14 protein-coding genes and 3 tRNA genes are annotated in these 17,863 nt (G+C 62.8%); 2 read left to right on the forward strand and 15 right to left on the reverse strand.

Annotation, left to right across the window (positions count from 1 at the left end; genetic code table 11):
* Positions 1-61 precede the first annotated feature (61 nt).
* The 7 genes from BM382_RS28865 to leuC form a co-directional block, all read right to left on the reverse strand.
* Positions 62-2,680 carry a FimV/HubP family polar landmark protein gene (locus BM382_RS28865; protein WP_072444841.1) on the reverse strand — a complete coding sequence of 873 codons (2,619 nt, stop codon included), beginning with the start codon at positions 2,678-2,680 and terminating at the stop codon, positions 62-64.
* A gap of 205 nt (positions 2,681-2,885) precedes the next feature.
* On the reverse strand, positions 2,886-3,896 hold the full coding sequence (locus BM382_RS28870; RefSeq protein ID WP_072444842.1) for an aspartate-semialdehyde dehydrogenase: 1,011 nt from the start codon (positions 3,894-3,896) through the stop codon (positions 2,886-2,888).
* Positions 3,897-4,076: 180 nt separating this feature from the next.
* Positions 4,077-5,189 (reverse strand): aspartate-semialdehyde dehydrogenase, encoded by a 1,113-nt coding sequence (gene asd / locus BM382_RS28875; RefSeq protein WP_072444844.1) that lies wholly within the window; start codon positions 5,187-5,189, stop codon positions 4,077-4,079.
* 54 nt (positions 5,190-5,243) lie between these two features.
* Positions 5,244-6,326: a 3-isopropylmalate dehydrogenase gene (gene leuB, locus BM382_RS28880; protein ID WP_011060378.1), complete on the reverse strand. Its 1,083-nt coding sequence runs from the start codon at positions 6,324-6,326 to the stop codon at positions 5,244-5,246.
* 51 nt (positions 6,327-6,377) lie between these two features.
* Positions 6,378-7,142: a class I SAM-dependent methyltransferase gene (locus BM382_RS28885; RefSeq protein WP_011060377.1), complete on the reverse strand. Its 765-nt coding sequence runs from the start codon at positions 7,140-7,142 to the stop codon at positions 6,378-6,380.
* 94 nt (positions 7,143-7,236) lie between these two features.
* Positions 7,237-7,881, reverse strand: a complete 645-nt coding sequence (gene leuD, locus BM382_RS28890) for a 3-isopropylmalate dehydratase small subunit (protein WP_011060376.1) — start codon at positions 7,879-7,881, stop codon at positions 7,237-7,239.
* A 10-nt stretch (positions 7,882-7,891) separates the two neighbouring features.
* On the reverse strand, positions 7,892-9,310 hold the full coding sequence (gene leuC / locus BM382_RS28895) for a 3-isopropylmalate dehydratase large subunit (RefSeq protein ID WP_015634895.1): 1,419 nt from the start codon (positions 9,308-9,310) through the stop codon (positions 7,892-7,894).
* A 153-nt stretch (positions 9,311-9,463) separates the two neighbouring features.
* On the opposite strand from leuC, the gene BM382_RS28900 reads away from it, so the two are divergent.
* Complete coding sequence (locus BM382_RS28900) at positions 9,464-10,354, forward strand: LysR family transcriptional regulator (protein ID WP_011060374.1); 891 nt, start codon at positions 9,464-9,466, stop codon at positions 10,352-10,354.
* An 83-nt stretch (positions 10,355-10,437) separates the two neighbouring features.
* Entirely contained in the window at positions 10,438-13,716 is a 3,279-nt protein-coding gene (locus BM382_RS28905) for an EAL domain-containing protein (RefSeq protein ID WP_072444846.1), read from the forward strand.
* Positions 13,717-13,764: 48 nt separating this feature from the next.
* Here the strand turns inward: BM382_RS28905 and BM382_RS28910 are convergent, their stop codons facing one another.
* The 8 genes from BM382_RS28910 to BM382_RS28945 all read right to left on the reverse strand — a co-directional run bounded on the left by BM382_RS28910 (position 13,765) and on the right by BM382_RS28945 (position 17,851).
* Positions 13,765-14,211, reverse strand: a complete 447-nt coding sequence (locus BM382_RS28910) for an Hsp20 family protein (RefSeq protein WP_011060372.1) — start codon at positions 14,209-14,211, stop codon at positions 13,765-13,767.
* A 114-nt stretch (positions 14,212-14,325) separates the two neighbouring features.
* On the reverse strand, positions 14,326-15,285 hold the full coding sequence (locus tag BM382_RS28915) for a tRNA dihydrouridine synthase (RefSeq protein ID WP_015634892.1): 960 nt from the start codon (positions 15,283-15,285) through the stop codon (positions 14,326-14,328).
* 144 nt (positions 15,286-15,429) lie between these two features.
* A complete protein-coding gene (locus BM382_RS28920; RefSeq protein WP_011060370.1) occupies positions 15,430-15,864 on the reverse strand; it encodes an acyl-CoA thioesterase in 435 nt (144 codons plus the stop codon).
* Positions 15,865-15,911: 47 nt separating this feature from the next.
* Complete coding sequence (locus BM382_RS28925; RefSeq protein ID WP_011060369.1) at positions 15,912-16,745, reverse strand: alpha/beta fold hydrolase; 834 nt, start codon at positions 16,743-16,745, stop codon at positions 15,912-15,914.
* Positions 16,746-16,771: 26 nt separating this feature from the next.
* Positions 16,772-17,311, reverse strand: coding sequence for a TetR/AcrR family transcriptional regulator (locus tag BM382_RS28930; protein ID WP_011060368.1), 540 nt, complete (start codon positions 17,309-17,311; stop codon positions 16,772-16,774).
* 182 nt (positions 17,312-17,493) lie between these two features.
* A tRNA-Glu gene (locus BM382_RS28935) sits at positions 17,494-17,569 on the reverse strand.
* A 78-nt stretch (positions 17,570-17,647) separates the two neighbouring features.
* Positions 17,648-17,723 (reverse strand) — tRNA-Ala (locus tag BM382_RS28940).
* 52 nt (positions 17,724-17,775) lie between these two features.
* Positions 17,776-17,851: transfer RNA gene (locus BM382_RS28945), tRNA-Glu, on the reverse strand.
* Positions 17,852-17,863 lie beyond the last annotated feature (12 nt).

Genomic DNA, 17,863 nt, shown 5'->3' on the forward strand with positions numbered 1-17,863 from the left:
AGCGCCACCAACAAAAACGGCAGCCTCATCGGCTGCCGTTCTGTTCAAGCATCAGGTTGCTTCAGGCCAGTCGCCCCAACATCTCCTGGGCTTCGCTCTTCTGCCCTTCGTTACCTTCGCTCAGCACCTCACCGAGGATGTCCCGCGCACCGTCGTTATCCCCCATATCGATATAGGCCTGGGCCAGATCGAGCTTGGTGGCCACCTCGTCGCTGCCGGAGAGGAAGTCGAAGTCCGCCTCATCAGGCGCTGCAGCGGCATCCTCGGCAGTGAAGCTGGGGATCGCCGGCTCCGGCTGATCAAGGCTCTGGCTCAGACGATCCAGTTCAGCGTTGACATCATCCAGCTCGGAAGTGAAGGCGTCCTTGGAGTCCGCGCCAGCATCCAGCTCATCGGCCAGGGACAGATCGAAGTCCGCCGACAGGTCCAGGTCATCCAGGGCCGGGTCAGTGACGGTAGGCACGTCGCCTGCCGGCAGGTCCTTGAGGTCGTCATCCAGGCTCAGCAGGAAATCTTCATCGCTCGGCTTCGCCGCCGGTAGATCAGCCCCCAGGTCCAGATCGAAATCACCCAGGTCGTCCAGGTTTTCCTCGGGAGCAAGCTGCTGCTCGAGCACCGAGCCAAAGCTCAGGTCGTCATCCAGCGGGAAGTCTTCCAGCTCGGTTTCAGGTTCAGGGGTGAGCACTGCCGGTGAAGCCGCCTCCAGGTCATCCAGGCTCAGGTCAAAATCCGCATCCAGGCCTTCTACCGGAGCAGCCGGCTCAGGCGCTGGCGGTTCGTCCTGCAGCAGCTCCTTGACGTACTCGGCATCCAGTTCGGCTGCCACGGCCGCAGTGGCCAGGCCAGCTGCCGCCGCTACCGCGACCATTGCCGGGAAGCGACTTTTCAGTTGCTCGACCTGAGCGTGGTTATCGCCATTGGCCACCAACTGCCGCTCCTGGGCGACAAAGGCGCTGCGGTCCCCCTGATGCGCGTAGACCTCCATCAGCTTCAGACGCAGATCACTGCGTTGCGGCTCCAACTTGACCGCTTCTTCGAGAATCGCCGCGGCCTGGTTCAGGCGGCCGGCATCGATGTGATTCTGAGCCTGGCCCAGCACATCGGTGGCGCGCTCGACCGGGGCTACCGGAGCGGGCGCCACCACCGGCGCTGGAGCTGGAGCTGGAGCTGGAGCTGGAGCTGGAGCTGGAGCTGGAGCTGGAGCTGGAGCTGGAGCGAGATTAACGCTTGGGGCTGGAACCTCAAGGCCTTCGAAGCTGCTTTCCGGCAGGTCCATTTCCTCGGTGAAATCGCTCTCCTCCGACAGTGCCCGCGCCATGCGCAAGTGCTTCTCCGCTTCCTGCTGAGCCTTGCGGCGACGAGCCAGCAACAGCAACAGCAGCAACAAGGCCAATACCGCACCACCACCCACCAGCCCCAGCAGGATCGGGTTGGTCAGCAGATCGGAGTATTTATCCTCGTCGCTCTTGGCGGGAACGGCATCCTCAGCAGGCTTGGCAGCCGGCTCGCTGGCCGGGGCCGCTGGCGCCACCACTGGGGCTGGCGTTTCGGGCTTGGCCACCAACTCAGCTGGCATTGCCGGAGCTGGCTGGGCACTAGGTACCGCAGTACCTGCGCCCTCGGCCTGCATCTTGGCCAACTGGTTGTTCTTCAATTCGATCAGGCGCTGCAGCTTGTCCAGCTGGCTTTGCAGGTCCGCCATGCGCTCCTTGAGCTCGGCGTTGTCACGACGGGTTGCGTCGAGGCTTTCCTGAGTCACCGCCAGCTTGTTGTTCAGCGCCTTGGCATCGCCGGCTGCGCCCTTGCCCCGGGTCTTGCCGTTTTCAGCGGACACCAGGCTCAGGTTGTCCTTGGTGTTGACCTGCTTGGGCGTCTTGTCGGCACCGGCGCGACGAGTCGCGTCCACCTGCTGCTGGCCACGGGCACCGGCGCGGCGGCCCTGGCGCCAGGCAGCATTCTGCGCCGCCACTTCAGCAATTGCCTTGGGCTGCGGCAGCGCGGTGCTCTGCACCACATCGGGCAGGCGCAGCACCTTGCCGGTCTTCAGCCGATTGATGTTGCCATCGATAAAGGCATCCGGGTTCAGCGCCTGGATCGCCAGCATGGTCTGCTGGATAGAGGCACCGTTGCGGTTCTTGGCGGCGATTTCCCACAAGGTGTCACGGGCCGAGGTGGTGTACTGCTCCGGCTTGCCGGACTTGTTGGCGCGGGTGACCGGGGCACTCACCGCCGGGGCGCCTACTGGCGCGCTCTGGGCAGCGGCGGCGGCCTGCGGGGAGAATTTCGATGGGTCCAGCAGCACACTGTAGTCGCGCAGCAGGCGGCCGTTGGGCCACATCACCTGCACCAGGAACTTGACCATCGGCTCCGACAGCGGCTGGCTCGAGGTCACCCGCAGCACGCTCTTGCCGCCGGGATTGAGAATCGGGGTGAAACGCAGGTCGTTGAGAAAGGCCTGGCGATCAACGCCGGCCTTGGCGAACTCTTCTGCCGGCGCAAGGCTGGGCACTACCTCGGCGGCAGTGAGGTCCTTGACATCGAGCAATTCGATTTCTGCTACCAGAGGCTGGTTCAGACTCGACTTCAGGGTCAGCTCCCCAAGCCCAAGCGCCTGCGCCATACCGGAGGACAGCGCCGAGGCGGCCGCTATTGCTAACACCAGTTTGCGAACTTGAACCATAGCCTCATCCTTTGTTTGAACATTCCTCGGCCAGCGAGAAGGTTTTGTAGCGGCTGCCAACAGGCATTGCGCGGGACCATCAACGACCACGACGCGCGATTATTTCTTGCATGCCCCGGGAGCACCTGACGGCCACTCACCTCCAGCAACTTGCCAAGCATAGCGCCCAGCTAGATTCATTCTGCAAATTGTTGCCAAGTATCTTTTACAGCAGGTCTTTTATCAACAATTCAGCCAGCTGCACAGCGTTCAAGGCCGCACCTTTGCGTACGTTATCCGAGGTCAGCCACAGATTCAGTTCCGTCGGGTCGTCGACCCCGGAACGAACCCGCCCCACATAGACAACATCCTGGCCCACGGCGTCACCCACGGCAGTCGGATAGTCGCCCGCCTCCACCAGCTCCAGGCCGGGGGCCGCTTCCAGTGCTGCATTGACTGCCGCTAGGTCAACGGCGCTGCCTGACTGCAGAGTCACGCTATAGCTATCGCCAAAAAATACCGGCGCTTGAATGCAAGTGACAGAAATCTTTAATAAAGGCTGCCCCAGCACCTCGCGCAACTCCCGGACCAGGCGCTTTTCCAGCAGGGTATGGCCCTGGACGTCTGGAGTGCCGACCTGGGCCAGCAGGTTGAAGGCCACTTGTCGATCAAAAAAGCGTGGCTCCATGGGGCGTACATTCAACAGTTCGGCCGTCTGCCGGGCCAGCTCGCTGACGGCCTCACGGCCCTGGCTGGAGATCGCCAGGCTGGCGGTCAGGTTGACCCGCTGGATGTCCAGCAAGCCTTGCAACGGCGCCAGCGCCACGGCCAGGGCGGTAGCCGAAGCGCTCGGGCTGCTCAGTTGCAATGGTTTTTTCAAGCCGGCCAGCACCTGGGCATTGGCTTCGGGAACGACATTGGGCGCCTGGGCCGAAGACAAGGCACCGGAAAGATCGATCACCGCGCAGTTGGCCGCCGTGGCACGCGGGGCAAAACTCAGGGTCACCGCCGGGCCGGCCGCGAAGAATGCCAGCTGGACCTTGCTGAAATCGAACTCGTCGACTTCACGCACCCGCACGTTCTTGCCGCGGAACGGCACCGAATGACCGGCCGACTCGCTACTGGCCAGCAGGTGCAGGTTGGCAACGGGGAAGTCACGTTCTTCCAGAATCTGCACCAGGGTTTCGCCGACAGTACCGGTGGCACCGATCACGGCAATATCAAGGGAAGGAGTCATGGTGCTACCTCAGGCGAAACGGGGGGAGCGGCACTTTACCCGGCACGGGGTGGCGAGGCAATTCGCGGGGGGAGCTGTGGCTGGAACGAAGCACTCTTGGCGGGCAAGCCCACTCCTGCGGTGGGCATGAAAAAGCCCGCGCCTTGTGCAAGGGGCGGGCTATTTCAAGCGCTCAGAGAATCAACGCTCCAGCAGGATCCGCAGCATGCGGCGCAGCGGCTCGGCCGCCCCCCACAGCAACTGGTCGCCGACAGTGAAGGCGCCCAGGAACTGCGAGCCCATGTTCAGCTTGCGCAGGCGGCCCACCGGAATGTTCAGGGTGCCGGTGACCTTGGTCGGGCTCAGCTCCTGCATGCTGATATCACGCTGGTTCGGCACCAGCTTGACCCAAGGGTTGTGCTGGCTGATCAGCCCTTCGATATCGGCGATTGGCACATCCTTGTTGAGCTTGATGGTCAGCGCCTGGCTGTGGCAGCGCATGGCGCCGATGCGCACGCAGATACCATCCACCGGGATCGGGCTCTTGAAGCGACCGAGGATCTTGTTGGTCTCGGCCTGGGCCTTCCACTCTTCACGGCTCTGGCCGTTGGGCAGTTCCTTGTCGATCCACGGGATCAGGCTACCGGCCAGCGGCACGCCGAAGTTCTCGGTCGGATAGGCATCGCTGCGCATGGCTTCGGCCACTTTGCGGTCGATGTCGAGGATGGCGCTGGCCGGGTTGGCCAGGTCATCAGCGACGGCCGCGTGGGTCGCGCCCATTTGCTTGATCAGCTCACGCATGTTCTGCGCGCCGGCGCCGGAGGCTGCCTGGTAGGTCATGGCGCTCATCCACTCCACCAGACCGGCTTCGAACAGGCCGCCCAGGCCCATCAGCATCAGGCTGACGGTGCAGTTGCCACCGATGTAGTTCTTGGTCCCGGCATCCAGTTGCTGGTCGATGACCTTGCGGTTCACCGGGTCAAGGATGATCACCGCATCATCTTCCATGCGCAGGCTGGAAGCGGCGTCAATCCAGTAACCCTGCCAGCCGGCTTCACGCAGCTTGGGGAAGACTTCGCTGGTGTAGTCGCCACCCTGGCAGGTCAGAATCACGTCGAGGGTTTTCAACTCTTCAATGTTGTAGGCGTCCTTCAGCGGAGCAATGTCCTTGCCCACCGACGGCCCCTGGCCACCGACATTGGAAGTGGTGAAAAACACCGGTTCAATAAGATCGAAGTCCTGCTCTTCAAGCATCCGCTGCATGAGCACGGAACCGACCATACCGCGCCAACCGATCAGACCTACACGTTTCATCGCAACTACACCTATACAAAAGTGGGCCACTGTCTGTGCAGTGGGCCCGAAAGATTACAGATTCCGCAGCGCGGCGACTACTGCATCGCCCATTTCCTGCGTACCGACTTTGGTGCAACCGGCCGACCAGATGTCGCCGGTGCGCAAACCCTGGTCCAGGACCCGGCTCACGGCCTGCTCGATGGCGTCCGCGGCCTCGGTCAGGTTAAAGCTGTAGCGCAACATCATCGACACCGAGAGGATGGTCGCCAGCGGGTTGGCAATGCCCTGCCCGGCGATGTCCGGCGCCGAACCGTGGCATGGCTCGTACATGCCCTTGTTGTTGGCGTCCAGGGACGCCGACGGCAGCATGCCGATGGAACCGGTGAGCATCGAGGCTTCGTCGGAAAGAATATCGCCGAACATGTTGTCGGTGACGATCACATCGAACTGCTTCGGCGCACGCACCAGTTGCATGGCGGCGTTGTCCACGTACATGTGGCTCAACTCGACATCCGGGTAGTCCTTGGCCACTTGCTCGACCACTTCACGCCACAGTTGGCTGGACGCCAGGACGTTGGCCTTGTCCACCGAGCACAGCTTCTTGCCGCGCACGCGGGCCATGTCGAAGCCGACCCGGGCAATACGGCGGATTTCACTCTCGCTGTACGGCAGGGTGTCGTAGGACTGGCGTTCGCCGTTTTCCAGTTCGCGGGTGCCCCGTGGCGCGCCGAAGTAGATGCCACCGGTCAGCTCCCGAACGATGAGGATGTCCAGGCCGGAGACGATTTCCGGTTTCAGGCTCGAAGCATCGGCCAATTGCGGGTAGAGGATCGCCGGGCGCAGGTTGCCGAACAGGCCCAGTTGCGCACGAATCTTCAGCAGGCCGCGCTCAGGGCGGATGTCACGCTCGATCTTGTCCCACTTCGGGCCGCCCACGGCGCCCAGCAGCACCGCATCGGCGGCCCGGGCACGATCCAGGGTCTCATCGGCCAGGGGCACACCGTGCTTGTCGATGGCCGCACCGCCGATCACGTCGTGGCTCAGCTCGAAGCCCAGGCTGTACTTGTCGTTGGCCAATTCCAGGACCTTGACCGCCTCGGCCATGATTTCCGGGCCAATACCGTCACCGGGGAGAATCAGAATCTGCTTGCTCATGCGTTCCTCGTTTGCTCTGTCGGCACGCCCGCAGGCGTGCCCGGAAAAAGTCTATCGCTCGGCCCACAGCACCAGTACATCTGTACTGAACGAACCGTCGGCCGCAATCTCAAAATATTCACGCACTTCGTTACCCATTGCCTGCTGCAACTGGCGGATCGCCACCCGCAACGGCTCGGGAGTGCGCATGCGCTCGACCCAGGAGCTGTACTCCAGGCGCAGGCGCTGGCGGCTGGTACTGCGGGTGTGCAGGCCGGCCTCGCTGACCTGGCGCAGCCATTCACCCGCCGAATAATCGCGCACATGGCTGGTATCGCGCAGCACTTCGACGCTTTGCAGGTAAGTGTCCAGCAGCGGACTGCCCGGCGACAAGACATCGATGAACGCCGCCAAGCCGCCCGGCTTCAGGACCCGGCGCACTTCCCGCAGGGCCAGGCCCAGGTCGCTCCAATGGTGGGCCGAGTAACGGCTGAAGACGAAGTCGAACTCGCCATCGGCGAACGGCAGGCGCTCGGCGGCGCCCAGTACGGTGCGGATGTTCCCCAGCCCGCGCTCCTGCGCCGCCCCTGCCACCACATCCAGCATCTGCTGGGAGAGGTCGTAGGCCACCACTTCCCTGACCTGCGGCGCGACATGAAAGCTGACGTGGCCGGCACCGCAGCCCAGGTCCAGGAGCCGGGCTGTGCCCTTGCCTGCCACCTCGGCCTGCAGCAAGGCGAATTCGGCACCCTGAGCGTGCACGGTGCTGCTCAGGTAGGCCGAAGCCTGCTCGCCAAATTGCTTCTGTACTACCTGGCTGTGGGCGTTGCTGGTCATGGGGCGATCCTTTTGGGCAAGGGAAACGGCGTTCGCTGGCAAGCCAGCTCCTACAACGCCATCCGTAGGGGTCGGCTTGCCGTCGATCAGGCAATCAGGCGTCGCGGAACAGCCAGGGCTGGCTGGCGCGATGCTTGGCCTCGAAGGCGGCGATGGCGTCGCCGTCCTGCAGGGTCAGGCCGATGTCGTCCAGACCGTTGAGCAGGCAATGCTTGCGGAAGGCATCGATCTCGAACTTCAGCACCTTGCCGTCGGGGCGGGTCACGGTCTGCGCTTGGAGGTCGATGCGCAATTGGTAGCCCGGAGTAGCCTCGACCTGCTGGAACAGCTCGTCGACTTCGGCGTCGCTCAGGATGATCGGCAACAAGCCGTTCTTGAAGCTGTTGTTGAAGAAGATGTCGGCGTAGCTGGGCGCGATGATGCTGCGAAAACCGTACTCCTCCAGGGCCCACGGCGCGTGCTCGCGGCTGGAGCCGCAACCGAAGTTTTCCCGGGCCAGCAACACGCTGGCACCCTGGTAACGCTCGGCGTTGAGCACGAAATCCTTGTTCAACGGGCGCTTGGAGTTGTCCTGGTAGGGCTGGCCCACGTCCAGGTAGCGCCATTCGTCGAACAGGTTGGGGCCAAAGCCAGTGCGCTTGATCGACTTGAGAAACTGCTTGGGAATGATCTGGTCGGTGTCGACGTTGGCACGATCCAGAGGCGCGACCAAACCATTGTGCTGAGTGAAAGCTTTCATGCTGCGCTCCTTAGATCAATTCACGGACGTCGACGAAACGACCGCTGACAGCGGCGGCGGCGGCCATGGCCGGGCTGACCAGGTGGGTACGCCCACCGGCACCCTGGCGCCCTTCGAAGTTGCGGTTCGAGGTCGAGGCGCAATGCTCGCCGGACTCCAGGCGGTCCGGGTTCATCGCCAGGCACATCGAGCAGCCCGGCTCACGCCATTCGAAACCGGCTTCGAGGAAGATCTTGTCCAGGCCTTCCGATTCGGCCTGCGCCTTGACCAGGCCCGAGCCCGGCACCACGATCGCCTGCTTGATGGTGGAAGCCACTTTGCGGCCCTTGGCGATGACCGCGGCGGCGCGCAAGTCTTCGATCCGCGAGTTGGTGCAGGAGCCGATGAAGACGCGGTCCAACTGAATGTCGGTGATCGCCTGGTTGGCGCTCAAGCCCATGTACTTCAAGGCGCGGACGATGGAATCGCGCTTGACCAGATCCATTTCCTTGGCCGGGTCCGGTACGTTCTGATCCACCGCCAGGACCATTTCCGGGGACGTACCCCAGCTGACCTGCGGCTTGATCTGTGCGGCATCGAGCTCGACCACGGTATCGAACTTGGCGTCGGCATCGGACACCAGGTCCTTCCAGGCCTCGACGGCCAAGTCCCATTCGGCGCCTTTGGGGGCGAACGGACGTCCCTTGACGTATGCCACGGTCTTTTCGTCCGCCGCCACCAGGCCGACACGGGCACCGGCTTCGATGGACATGTTGCAGATGGTCATGCGGCCTTCGACGGACAGCTCGCGAATCGCGCTACCGGCGAACTCGATGGCATGGCCGTTACCGCCGGCGGTGCCGATCTTGCCGATCACGGCCAGGACGATGTCCTTGGCGGTCACGCCGAAAGGCAAGGTGCCTTCCACGCGCACCAGCATGTTCTTCATTTTCTTGGCCACCAGGCACTGGGTGGCAAGGACGTGCTCTACCTCGGAGGTGCCGATGCCATGGGCCAGGGCGCCGAAAGCACCGTGGGTCGAGGTGTGGGAGTCACCACAGACCACGGTCATGCCCGGCAAGGTGGCGCCCTGCTCCGGGCCGATCACGTGGACGATGCCCTGGCGCACGTCGTTCATCTTGAATTCGACAATGCCGTATTCATCGCAGTTGTCGTCAAGGGTCTGCACCTGGAGGCGGGAAACCTGGTCGGCGATCGCTTCTATCCCGCCCTTGCGCTCCGGCGTGGTCGGTACGTTGTGGTCCGGGGTGGCGATGTTGGCATCGATGCGCCATGGCTTGCGCCCGGCCAGACGCAGGCCTTCGAAGGCTTGCGGCGAGGTCACTTCGTGGATGATGTGACGATCGATATAGATCAGCGCCGAACCATCGTCGCGCTGCTTGACCAAATGCGAATCCCAGAGCTTGTCGTAGAGCGTCTTGCCGGCCATCGGACCATTCCTCATCAGCTTGTTTCTATGCCCCGGGCTCCGATCGTGCGCCGATCAATAACCCTTTGGCTTGTGAGGCCGATCCTATGGCGTTAGATTAAATAACTCAAATTCATATTTTTCATGCTTTGGATAACCAACTGGAATGCAACTATGGACCTGGCCAACCTCAACGCCTTTATAGCCATCGCCGAGACCGGCAGCTTTTCCGGCGCCGGCGAACGCCTGCACCTGACCCAGCCAGCCATCAGCAAACGCATCGCCGGCCTGGAGCAGCAACTCAACGTGCGGCTGTTCGACCGCCTGGGGCGGGAGATCGGCCTGACCGAGGCCGGGCGTGCCCTGCTACCCCGGGCCTACCAGATCATCAATGTGCTGGATGACACCCGCCGCGCCCTGACCAACCTCACCGGCGAAGTCAGTGGGCGCCTGACCCTAGCCACCAGCCATCACATTGGTCTGCACCGCCTGCCGCCATTGCTGCGGGCCTTCACCCGGCGCTACCCGCAAGTGGCCCTGGACATCCAGTTCCTCGACTCCGAAGTGGCCTACGAGGAAATCCTCCATGGCCGCGCCGAACTGGCAGTGATCACCCTGGCCCCCGAGCCCCACTCCCTGGTCAAGGCCACTGCGGTCTGGGACGACCCGCTGGACTTCGTCGCCGCGCCGGAACACCCGCTGGTCAGCAGCGGCCAGGTGAGCCTGGCGGATATTGCCCTGCATCCCGCGGTTTTCCCCGGCGGCAATACCTTTACCCACCATATTGTCCAACGCCTGTTTGAAGCCCAGGGACTGACGCCGAACATCGCCATGAGTACTAACTATCTGGAAACTATAAAGATGATGGTGTCCATCGGCCTGGCCTGGAGCGTGCTGCCACGCACCATGCTCGACGACCAGGTGGCGCGCATTCCTTTACCGGGCATACAGCTGCACCGCCAGCTAGGCTATATCCTGCATACCGAACGGACACTTTCGAACGCTGCGCGGGCTTTCATGGCCTTACTGGATGCACAAGTCGATTGGCCAGGGAACCCGGCATAACACTCCGGGTATCGCCCGTGCCACGCCGCAGCGCCATGAGTATCCCGCACCCGACGAATGACTCAGCTCAAGGCCTGACCTCCATGCCCAAACCCGCTGACCGTATTCCGCCCTTGCCGCGTATCCATGCTGTCGACCCCCGGGAGTCGGAGCAAAGCTGGGAAAGCGCACCGCAGTTGCTCGCCGCCCTCAATGGTGCGCGCCTGGGGGCCTGGTATTGGGATATTGAAAGCGGGCAGATCAGCTGGTCCCGGGGCACCCAGGCGCTGTTCGGCTTCGACCCGCGCCAGCCCTTGCCGGAAAACCTCGAATACCTCGACCTGCTGCCCATCGAGGACCGGGCCAGGACGATTCGCGCCTTTCATTCAGTGCTGGCCGGCGCGCCGCTGGAACACGCCATGCACCACCGCATCCGCTGGCCCGACGGCAGCCTGCACTGGCTGGAGATCAACGGCAGCGTATTACCGGACAAGCACGGCAAGCCGCGAATGATCGGGGTGATCCGCGAGATCACCCACCAGCGCCAACGCGAAGAAGCCCTCAGCAGTTCGGAAAAGCGCTTTGCCACGCTGTTTCACCTGTGCCCCAACACCGTGCTGCTGACCCGCCTGGAAGATGGCCTGATCAGCGAGGCCAACCAGTACTTCGAAAGCCAGTTCGGCTGGCCCGCCGAGCACGTGATCGGCCGTACCACCCTGGAGATCGGCCTGTGGGTCAACCCCGAACAGCGCGCCCAACTGATCAAGGCGGTCCAGAAGAAGGGCCAGGCCGCCAGCCTCGAAGTGCAATTTCGCGCCAGCAACGGGCAGATCCATGACGGCATCCTCAGTGCCCAGAAGGTTGAACTGGAGGGCAAGGCCTACCTGCTCAGCACTTTTCTCGACACCAGCGAGCGCAAACGATCCGAACAGGCGCTCAAGGACAGCCAGGAACGCCTGGACCTGGCCCTGGATTCGGCGCAACTGGGCACCTGGGACTGGCACATTCCCAGCGGCATGCTCTACGGCTCGGCCCGCGCCGCGCAATTGCACGGCCTGGAACCCATCCCCTTCCATGAATCCTTCGACGCCTTCTTCGAAGGCGTACCCACCGAAGAGCGCAACTCCATGCGCGATGCCTACCGCAGCCTGCGCGAAGGCCCGGCGGGCAACTATCAACTGACCTACCGGGTGCAACTGGAGGACGGCAGCTCGCGCTACCTGGAAAGCCGCGCCCGCCTCTACCGCGACGAACAGGGCAGCCCGCTGCGCATGGCCGGCACTCTGCTGGACATCACCGAGCAGGTGGAACGGGAACAGCGCCTGATCACCTCCGAAGAGAAATTCGCCAGCCTGTTCCAGGTCAGCCCCGACCCAATCTGCGTGACCTTGCTGGAAACCGGTCAGTTCATCGAGATCAACTCCAGCTTCACCCAGACCTTCGGCTGGACCCTGGACGAAGTGCTCAACCGCAGCGCCGAACAGATCGGCCTTTGGGAAGACGCCGCGCCGCGCCTGCGGCGCATCGAGCAGGTGATTCGTGAACAGGCGCTGAATAATGTGGCAGTGGTGGTCCACCACAAGAACGGCCAGCCGCTGACCTGCATCATTTCCAGCCGCCTGATCACCGTGGACAAGCAGCCCTGCATCGTCACCAACCTGCGGGACATCACCCAGCAGCAGCGCTCGGAGGCGGCTCTCAAGGCCAGCGAAGAGAAGTTCGCCAAGGCCTTTCACTCCAGCCCTGATGCCATCAGCATCACCGAGCGCGACACGGGCCGCTACCTGGAAGTCAACGATGGTTTCTGCCGCCTGACCGGCCACCGCAACGACGAGGTGATCGGCCGCACCATGTACCAGATCGGCATCTGGGCCGAAGAAGCGCAACTCTCCACCTTGCTGGCGGAGCTCCAGATCAAGGGCCGGGTGCACCACCTGGAAATGCTCGGGCGCAACAAGCGCGGGGAGATCCTCACCCTGGAAGTCTCGGTGGAACCCATCACCCTCAACGAAACGCCCTGCCTGCTAATGACCGCCCGGGACGTCAGCCTGCTGAAGAACGCCCAGGCACAGATCCGCCACCTGGCTTACCACGACCCCCTGACCAACCTGCCCAACCGCGCCCTGCTGATGGACCGCCTGAGCCAGCAGATTGCCCTGCTCAAGCGTCATAACCTGCGCGGTGCCCTACTGTTTCTCGACCTCGATCACTTCAAGCACATCAACGATTCCCTGGGCCACCCGGTGGGCGACACCGTGTTGAAAATCATCACCGCCCGGCTCGAAGCCAGCGTGCGCATGGAAGACACCGTGGCACGCCTGGGCGGCGATGAGTTCGTGGTCCTGCTGAGTGGCCTTGAGGGCACGCGCAACGAAGTCAGCGAACAGGTCCGCCAGCTGGCCGACACCCTGCGCGAATTGCTGTCCGAACCGATGTTCCTCGATGGCCAGCGCCTGCAGGTCACCCCGAGCATCGGTGTGGCACTGATTCCCGACCACGGCTCGACCCCCACCGACCTGCTCAAGCGCGCCGACATCGCCCTTTATCGGGCCAAGGATTCAGGGCGCAACACCACCCAGATGTTCCACAACACCATGCAAAAAGCCGCCAGCGAACGCCTGCGCATGGAAACCGACCTGCGCCTGGCCCTGTCCCGGGGCGAATTCAGCGTGCACTTCCAGCCCCAGGTGGACGCCCGCGACAACCGCATCGTCGGCGCCGAAGCCTTGGTGCGCTGGCAACACCCGGAGTTGGGCGCACAGTCGCCGACCGAGTTCATCAAGGTGCTGGAGGACAGCGGCCTGATCCTCGAAGTGGGCACCTGGATTCTCGACGAGGCCTGCCTGGCCTTCAGCCAGTTGATCGATCAGAAACTGGTGGATCCCCAGCACTTCAGCCTGTGCGTCAACATCAGCCCGCGGCAGTTCCGCCAGACCGACTTTGTCGAGCGGGTCGAACACAGCCTGCACGCCTACGCACTGCCCTCGAGCCTGCTGAAGCTGGAGATCACCGAAGGCATCGTGATCCAGAACCTGGAAGACACCATCAACAAGATGCGCCGGCTGAAGAAACTCGGAGTGAGCTTTGCCATGGACGACTTCGGCACCGGCTACTCGTCCCTGACCTACCTCAAGCGCTTGCCGGTGGACACCTTGAAGATCGACCAGTCCTTCGTCCGCGATGCGACCCACGACCCCAACGATGCGGAAATCATCCGGGCCATTGTCGCCATGGCCCGCAGCCTGAACCTCAAGGTCATCGCCGAAGGCGTGGAAACCCCGCAGCAGCTCGAATTCCTCCAGGGCCTGGAGTGCCACCTGTACCAGGGTTTCCTCCATAGCAGGCCGTTGCCGCTGAGCGAATTCAAGAAGCTGCTGGAATGACAGGCACGAAAAAGGGCGCCACCAGGGCACCCTTTTTTTGCAGCGGTCTTAGTGTTGCAGAGCCGCCTGCTGCGCACCGTTGATCGGGATGCGCTTGGCTTTGGCCTCTTCCGGCACAACCCGCAGCAGGTCGATATTCAACAGACCGTTGCTCAGGGCCGCGGCCTTGACCTCGATATGGTCGGCCAGGCGGAAGGACAGCTTGAATGCACGCTGGGCAATGCCCTGGTGCAGGTAAGTGACGCTTTCATTGGCATCGCGCTTGCCACCGCTCACGGTCAACACGCCTTTTTCCACTTGCAGTTCCAGGTCTTCTTCCTGGAAACCGGCGGCGGCAATGACGATGCGGTATTGATCGTCAGCGTGTTTCTCAACGTTGTAGGGTGGGTAGCTGCTGCCTGGTTCGTTGCGCAGTGCCGACTCGAACAGATCATTGAAACGGTCGAAGCCGACAGAGGAACGGAACAGTGGAGCCAAGGAAAATGCAGTACTCATGGGTGTTTCTCCTGATTATTCAGCGAGTGGTTATCTCCGCGACCCGAATTCGGCATCGCGTACCCAAGAGATAGGGATGGGCTCCAGCGTTTCAAGACATGCCTTAAAAATTTTTTACGCCGCCTCGCTTCGGGGCATGCCCAACAGGCGCCCGACCTGATCCAGCTCGGTTTCCCGGCGCAGGGCGGTGAACAGTTCGACCGCTTCCGGGTAGTTGCGGGTCAGCATCGCCAGCCATTGCTTCAGGCGCCCCGGCGCCGAACGCGGGGTCAGTTGCACCACTACCTGAGCCCAGAAATCCTGGAGCATCGGCTGCAGGTCGGCCCAGGACATTTCCACCACGTCTTCACCGGCCCGGGCTGCGGCGATCTGCCGGGCCAGATCGGGACGCGAAACCAACCCGCGACCCAGCATGATGTCCTCGACGCCGCTGATTTCCCGGCAACGGCGCCAGTCCTCGACGCTCCAGATATCCCCGTTGGCGAACACCGGCACCTTGACCACTTCCTGCACCCGCGGGATCCACTCCCAATGGGCCGGCGGCTTGTAGCCGTCGACCTTGGTCCGCGCGTGCACCACGATATGTTCGGCGCCACCCTCGGCCAGCGCTGTGGCACAGACCAACGAGCCATCCGGGCTGTCGAAGCCCAGGCGCATTTTCGCCGTGACCGGAATGTGCGCCGGCACCGCACGCCGCACATGCTCAACGATCTGGTTCAGCAGCTCGGGCTCCTTGAGCAGCACCGCACCGCCCCGGGACTTGTTGACGGTCTTGGCCGGGCAACCGAAGTTCAGGTCGATGACCTCACTGCCCAGCTCGCAGGCCAGGGCCGCGTTCTCTGCCAGGCACACCGGGTCCGAACCCAGCAACTGCACTCGCAGCGGCACGCCGGCCGCGGTGTGTGCACCGTGCAGCAGTTCGGGGGCGAGCTTGTGGAAGTAGGCAGGCGTCAACAGGCGGTCATTGACGCGGATGAACTCGGTGACACACCAGTCGATCCCGCCAACACGAGTCAGTACATCCCGCAGGATGTTGTCGACCAACCCCTCCATGGGCGCCAGGGCAATTTGCATGAAACACACTCGACAAGAAAACGGGCAAAAAAACGTCCGCCAGTTTACTGGGTTTCGACCTTCAGCAGGAGTTTTACAGGGGCGAGCCAGCCGTTGCAGGCGCCTTCGCTGGCAAGCCGGCGCCTGCACGGGCACAGGGAGGTATCAGGCGCCCTGCAGGGCCGGGCCGTAACCGTCCAGGAACTCGGCGGGCATGCGCTTGGGCTTGCCGGTGGACAGCTCGATGCAGACAAAGGTGGTCTGGGCCCGCAACAGGGTCGTACCGTCGCTCGGGCGCATCAGCTGGAAACGCCGGGTCATCTTCAGGCGCTGGTCCCAATCGACGATCCAGGTGGCCAGTTGCAGCTCATCGCCTTCATAGGCCGCCGCCAGGTAATCGATCTCGTGCCGCACCACGGCCATCGCCCGGTCCAGGCGCCGGTATTCGGCCAGGTCCAGCCCCAGGCGCTGCGAATGCCGCCAGGCGCAACGCTCCAGCCAGGTCACGTAGACCGCATTGTTGGCGTGCCCGAGGCCATCGATATCCTCGGCGGCCACCTGCAGATCGATGACGAATGGCGTTGCCAGATCCCAACTCATGCCCGACTCCCGGTCAGTTTTTTTGACCGGGGCAGTGTAACGGATGCTCAGGCCGATTGGCGCGCTTGCAGATGCCGGCCACTGACCAGCGCCACCACCGCATCCACCACTCGGGAGTCGGCCAATATCCGCTGGTGGCCACCTTCACTCAAGCGCAGGAGACGGCTGTCGAACCAGGCCTGGTGGATGAGCTCCGATTCCTTGACCGGAACGAAGAGGTCATCTTCGGCGTGAATGATCAGGCCGGGCATATCCAACTGATACTGGGCCACGTCCATGGCGGCGGCGCGCATTCCGACCTTCTTCTCCACCTGGCGGATAAAGGCGGAACGCGCCCTGGGCGGCAACCGCATGTAGCTGGCAAAACCGCGCAACACGGCCAGGATACGTGCCGGCGCGGCAATACTGACCAGGGTTTCGGTGCGCAGGCCCAATTGCACCGCGAGCATGGCGCTGGCACCGCCCATGGAGTGGCCGATCACCGCGCGCAGGGGCGGCAATTCGGCTGCTGCCTCCAGCATCGCCCGGGCAAACAGTGCCACGTTTGCCTCATCGCCCGGGGAACGACCATGGGCCGGGCCATCCAGCGCCACGGCGGTATAACCGGCGGCCACCAGGGCGTCGATCAGGCTGGCAAACTGCGTGGGCCGCCCTTCCCAGCCGTGCATCAGCAATACCGTCGGCCCCTGGCCCCAACGCAAGGCTGAAAGCCCGAAACGCAAGGTCAGGCGCTCGGCACGCGCCAGCAGGGGCAACTCCCACTTTCGTGGCGGCAGCTCGCGAGGGGTCATGAACAAATGACGCATCCGATTCGCCGCCCATTGCGGCGCCACCCACCCCAGAGTGCCATTGACGCCACGAATCCAGCTCAATCTGCTCATCACCTACCTCGCCGTTGCACTTCAGGTCATAGCACCGCCGACTTGGCGGCACGCAGCAAACGATCGGACAACTCGCCGGGCCCCAAGGCCCGCGCCAGGGACAGGCCGCCAACCATCAGCGCCATGTCGGCCAGGGCCTTGTCGGTATCTTCGGGGCTGGCAGCCAGTTGCGCGACCATCAGCTCCATGTGTTCGTTCAAGGCCTTGCGAAAGCTCTCGGGCAAGCGCCCCAGTTCGCCGACCGAGGCTGGAATCGGGCACGCCTGCTCGGTGGAGTCGCGGTGTTTGCGCGACAGATAGAACGCCGCTGCCAACGCCCGGCGCTCTTCGCCGCTGAGGCTTGCATCCATTTCATCGAGCAGGCCGCGTCGATGGGAAAGCAACTGAGTGAAAGCCTCCAGCATCAGCGCATCCTTGCTCTCAAAGTGCGCATAGAAGCCGCCTACAGTCAGGCCGGCAGCCCCCATCACCTCACCCACACTCGGTTCGGCCGGGCCGCGCTGGATCAGTGCAGAACTGGCGGCCTGGAGAATACGTTCGCGGGTTTGAGCTTTTTTGTCGTTCATCGTTACCTCCGAATATTACGGAAAAAATATTATTCTCATAATAATTTTCCGCAAGTCGCCAGTGTGACCGTCGGTCAGAAGCGCAGACTGAGGAAGAAAGAGAAATTGGCCGAAGGCCAGAAAAACAAAAGGGTCATTCAATGATTGAATGACCCTTAAAAATCCCGCAGAGCGGGTAAACGTGGCGTCCCCTAGGGGACTCGAACCCCTGTTACCGCCGTGAAAGGGCGGTGTCCTAGGCCACTAGACGAAGGGGACACAAACCCTTCTAACAGCTGATCAGTGCTGAGTACTGATCGATCCAAGGCCGGTGTGGCCAAGCCTTGAACTGTAAATTGGTGGAGCTAGACGGGATCGAACCGTCGACCTCTTGCATGCCATGCAAGCGCTCTCCCAGCTGAGCTATAGCCCCGGATTTTCGCCTCGCGGCGCAGCGACATCTTGCAACATCGCTTGTGTGAAACTGGCGTCCCCTAGGGGACTCGAACCCCTGTTACCGCCGTGAAAGGGCGGTGTCCTAGGCCACTAGACGAAGGGGACGCAAACCCTTCT

This window comes from Pseudomonas sp. NFPP25, assembly GCF_900116505.1.
GTDB classification, from domain to species: domain Bacteria; phylum Pseudomonadota; class Gammaproteobacteria; order Pseudomonadales; family Pseudomonadaceae; genus Aquipseudomonas; species Aquipseudomonas protegens.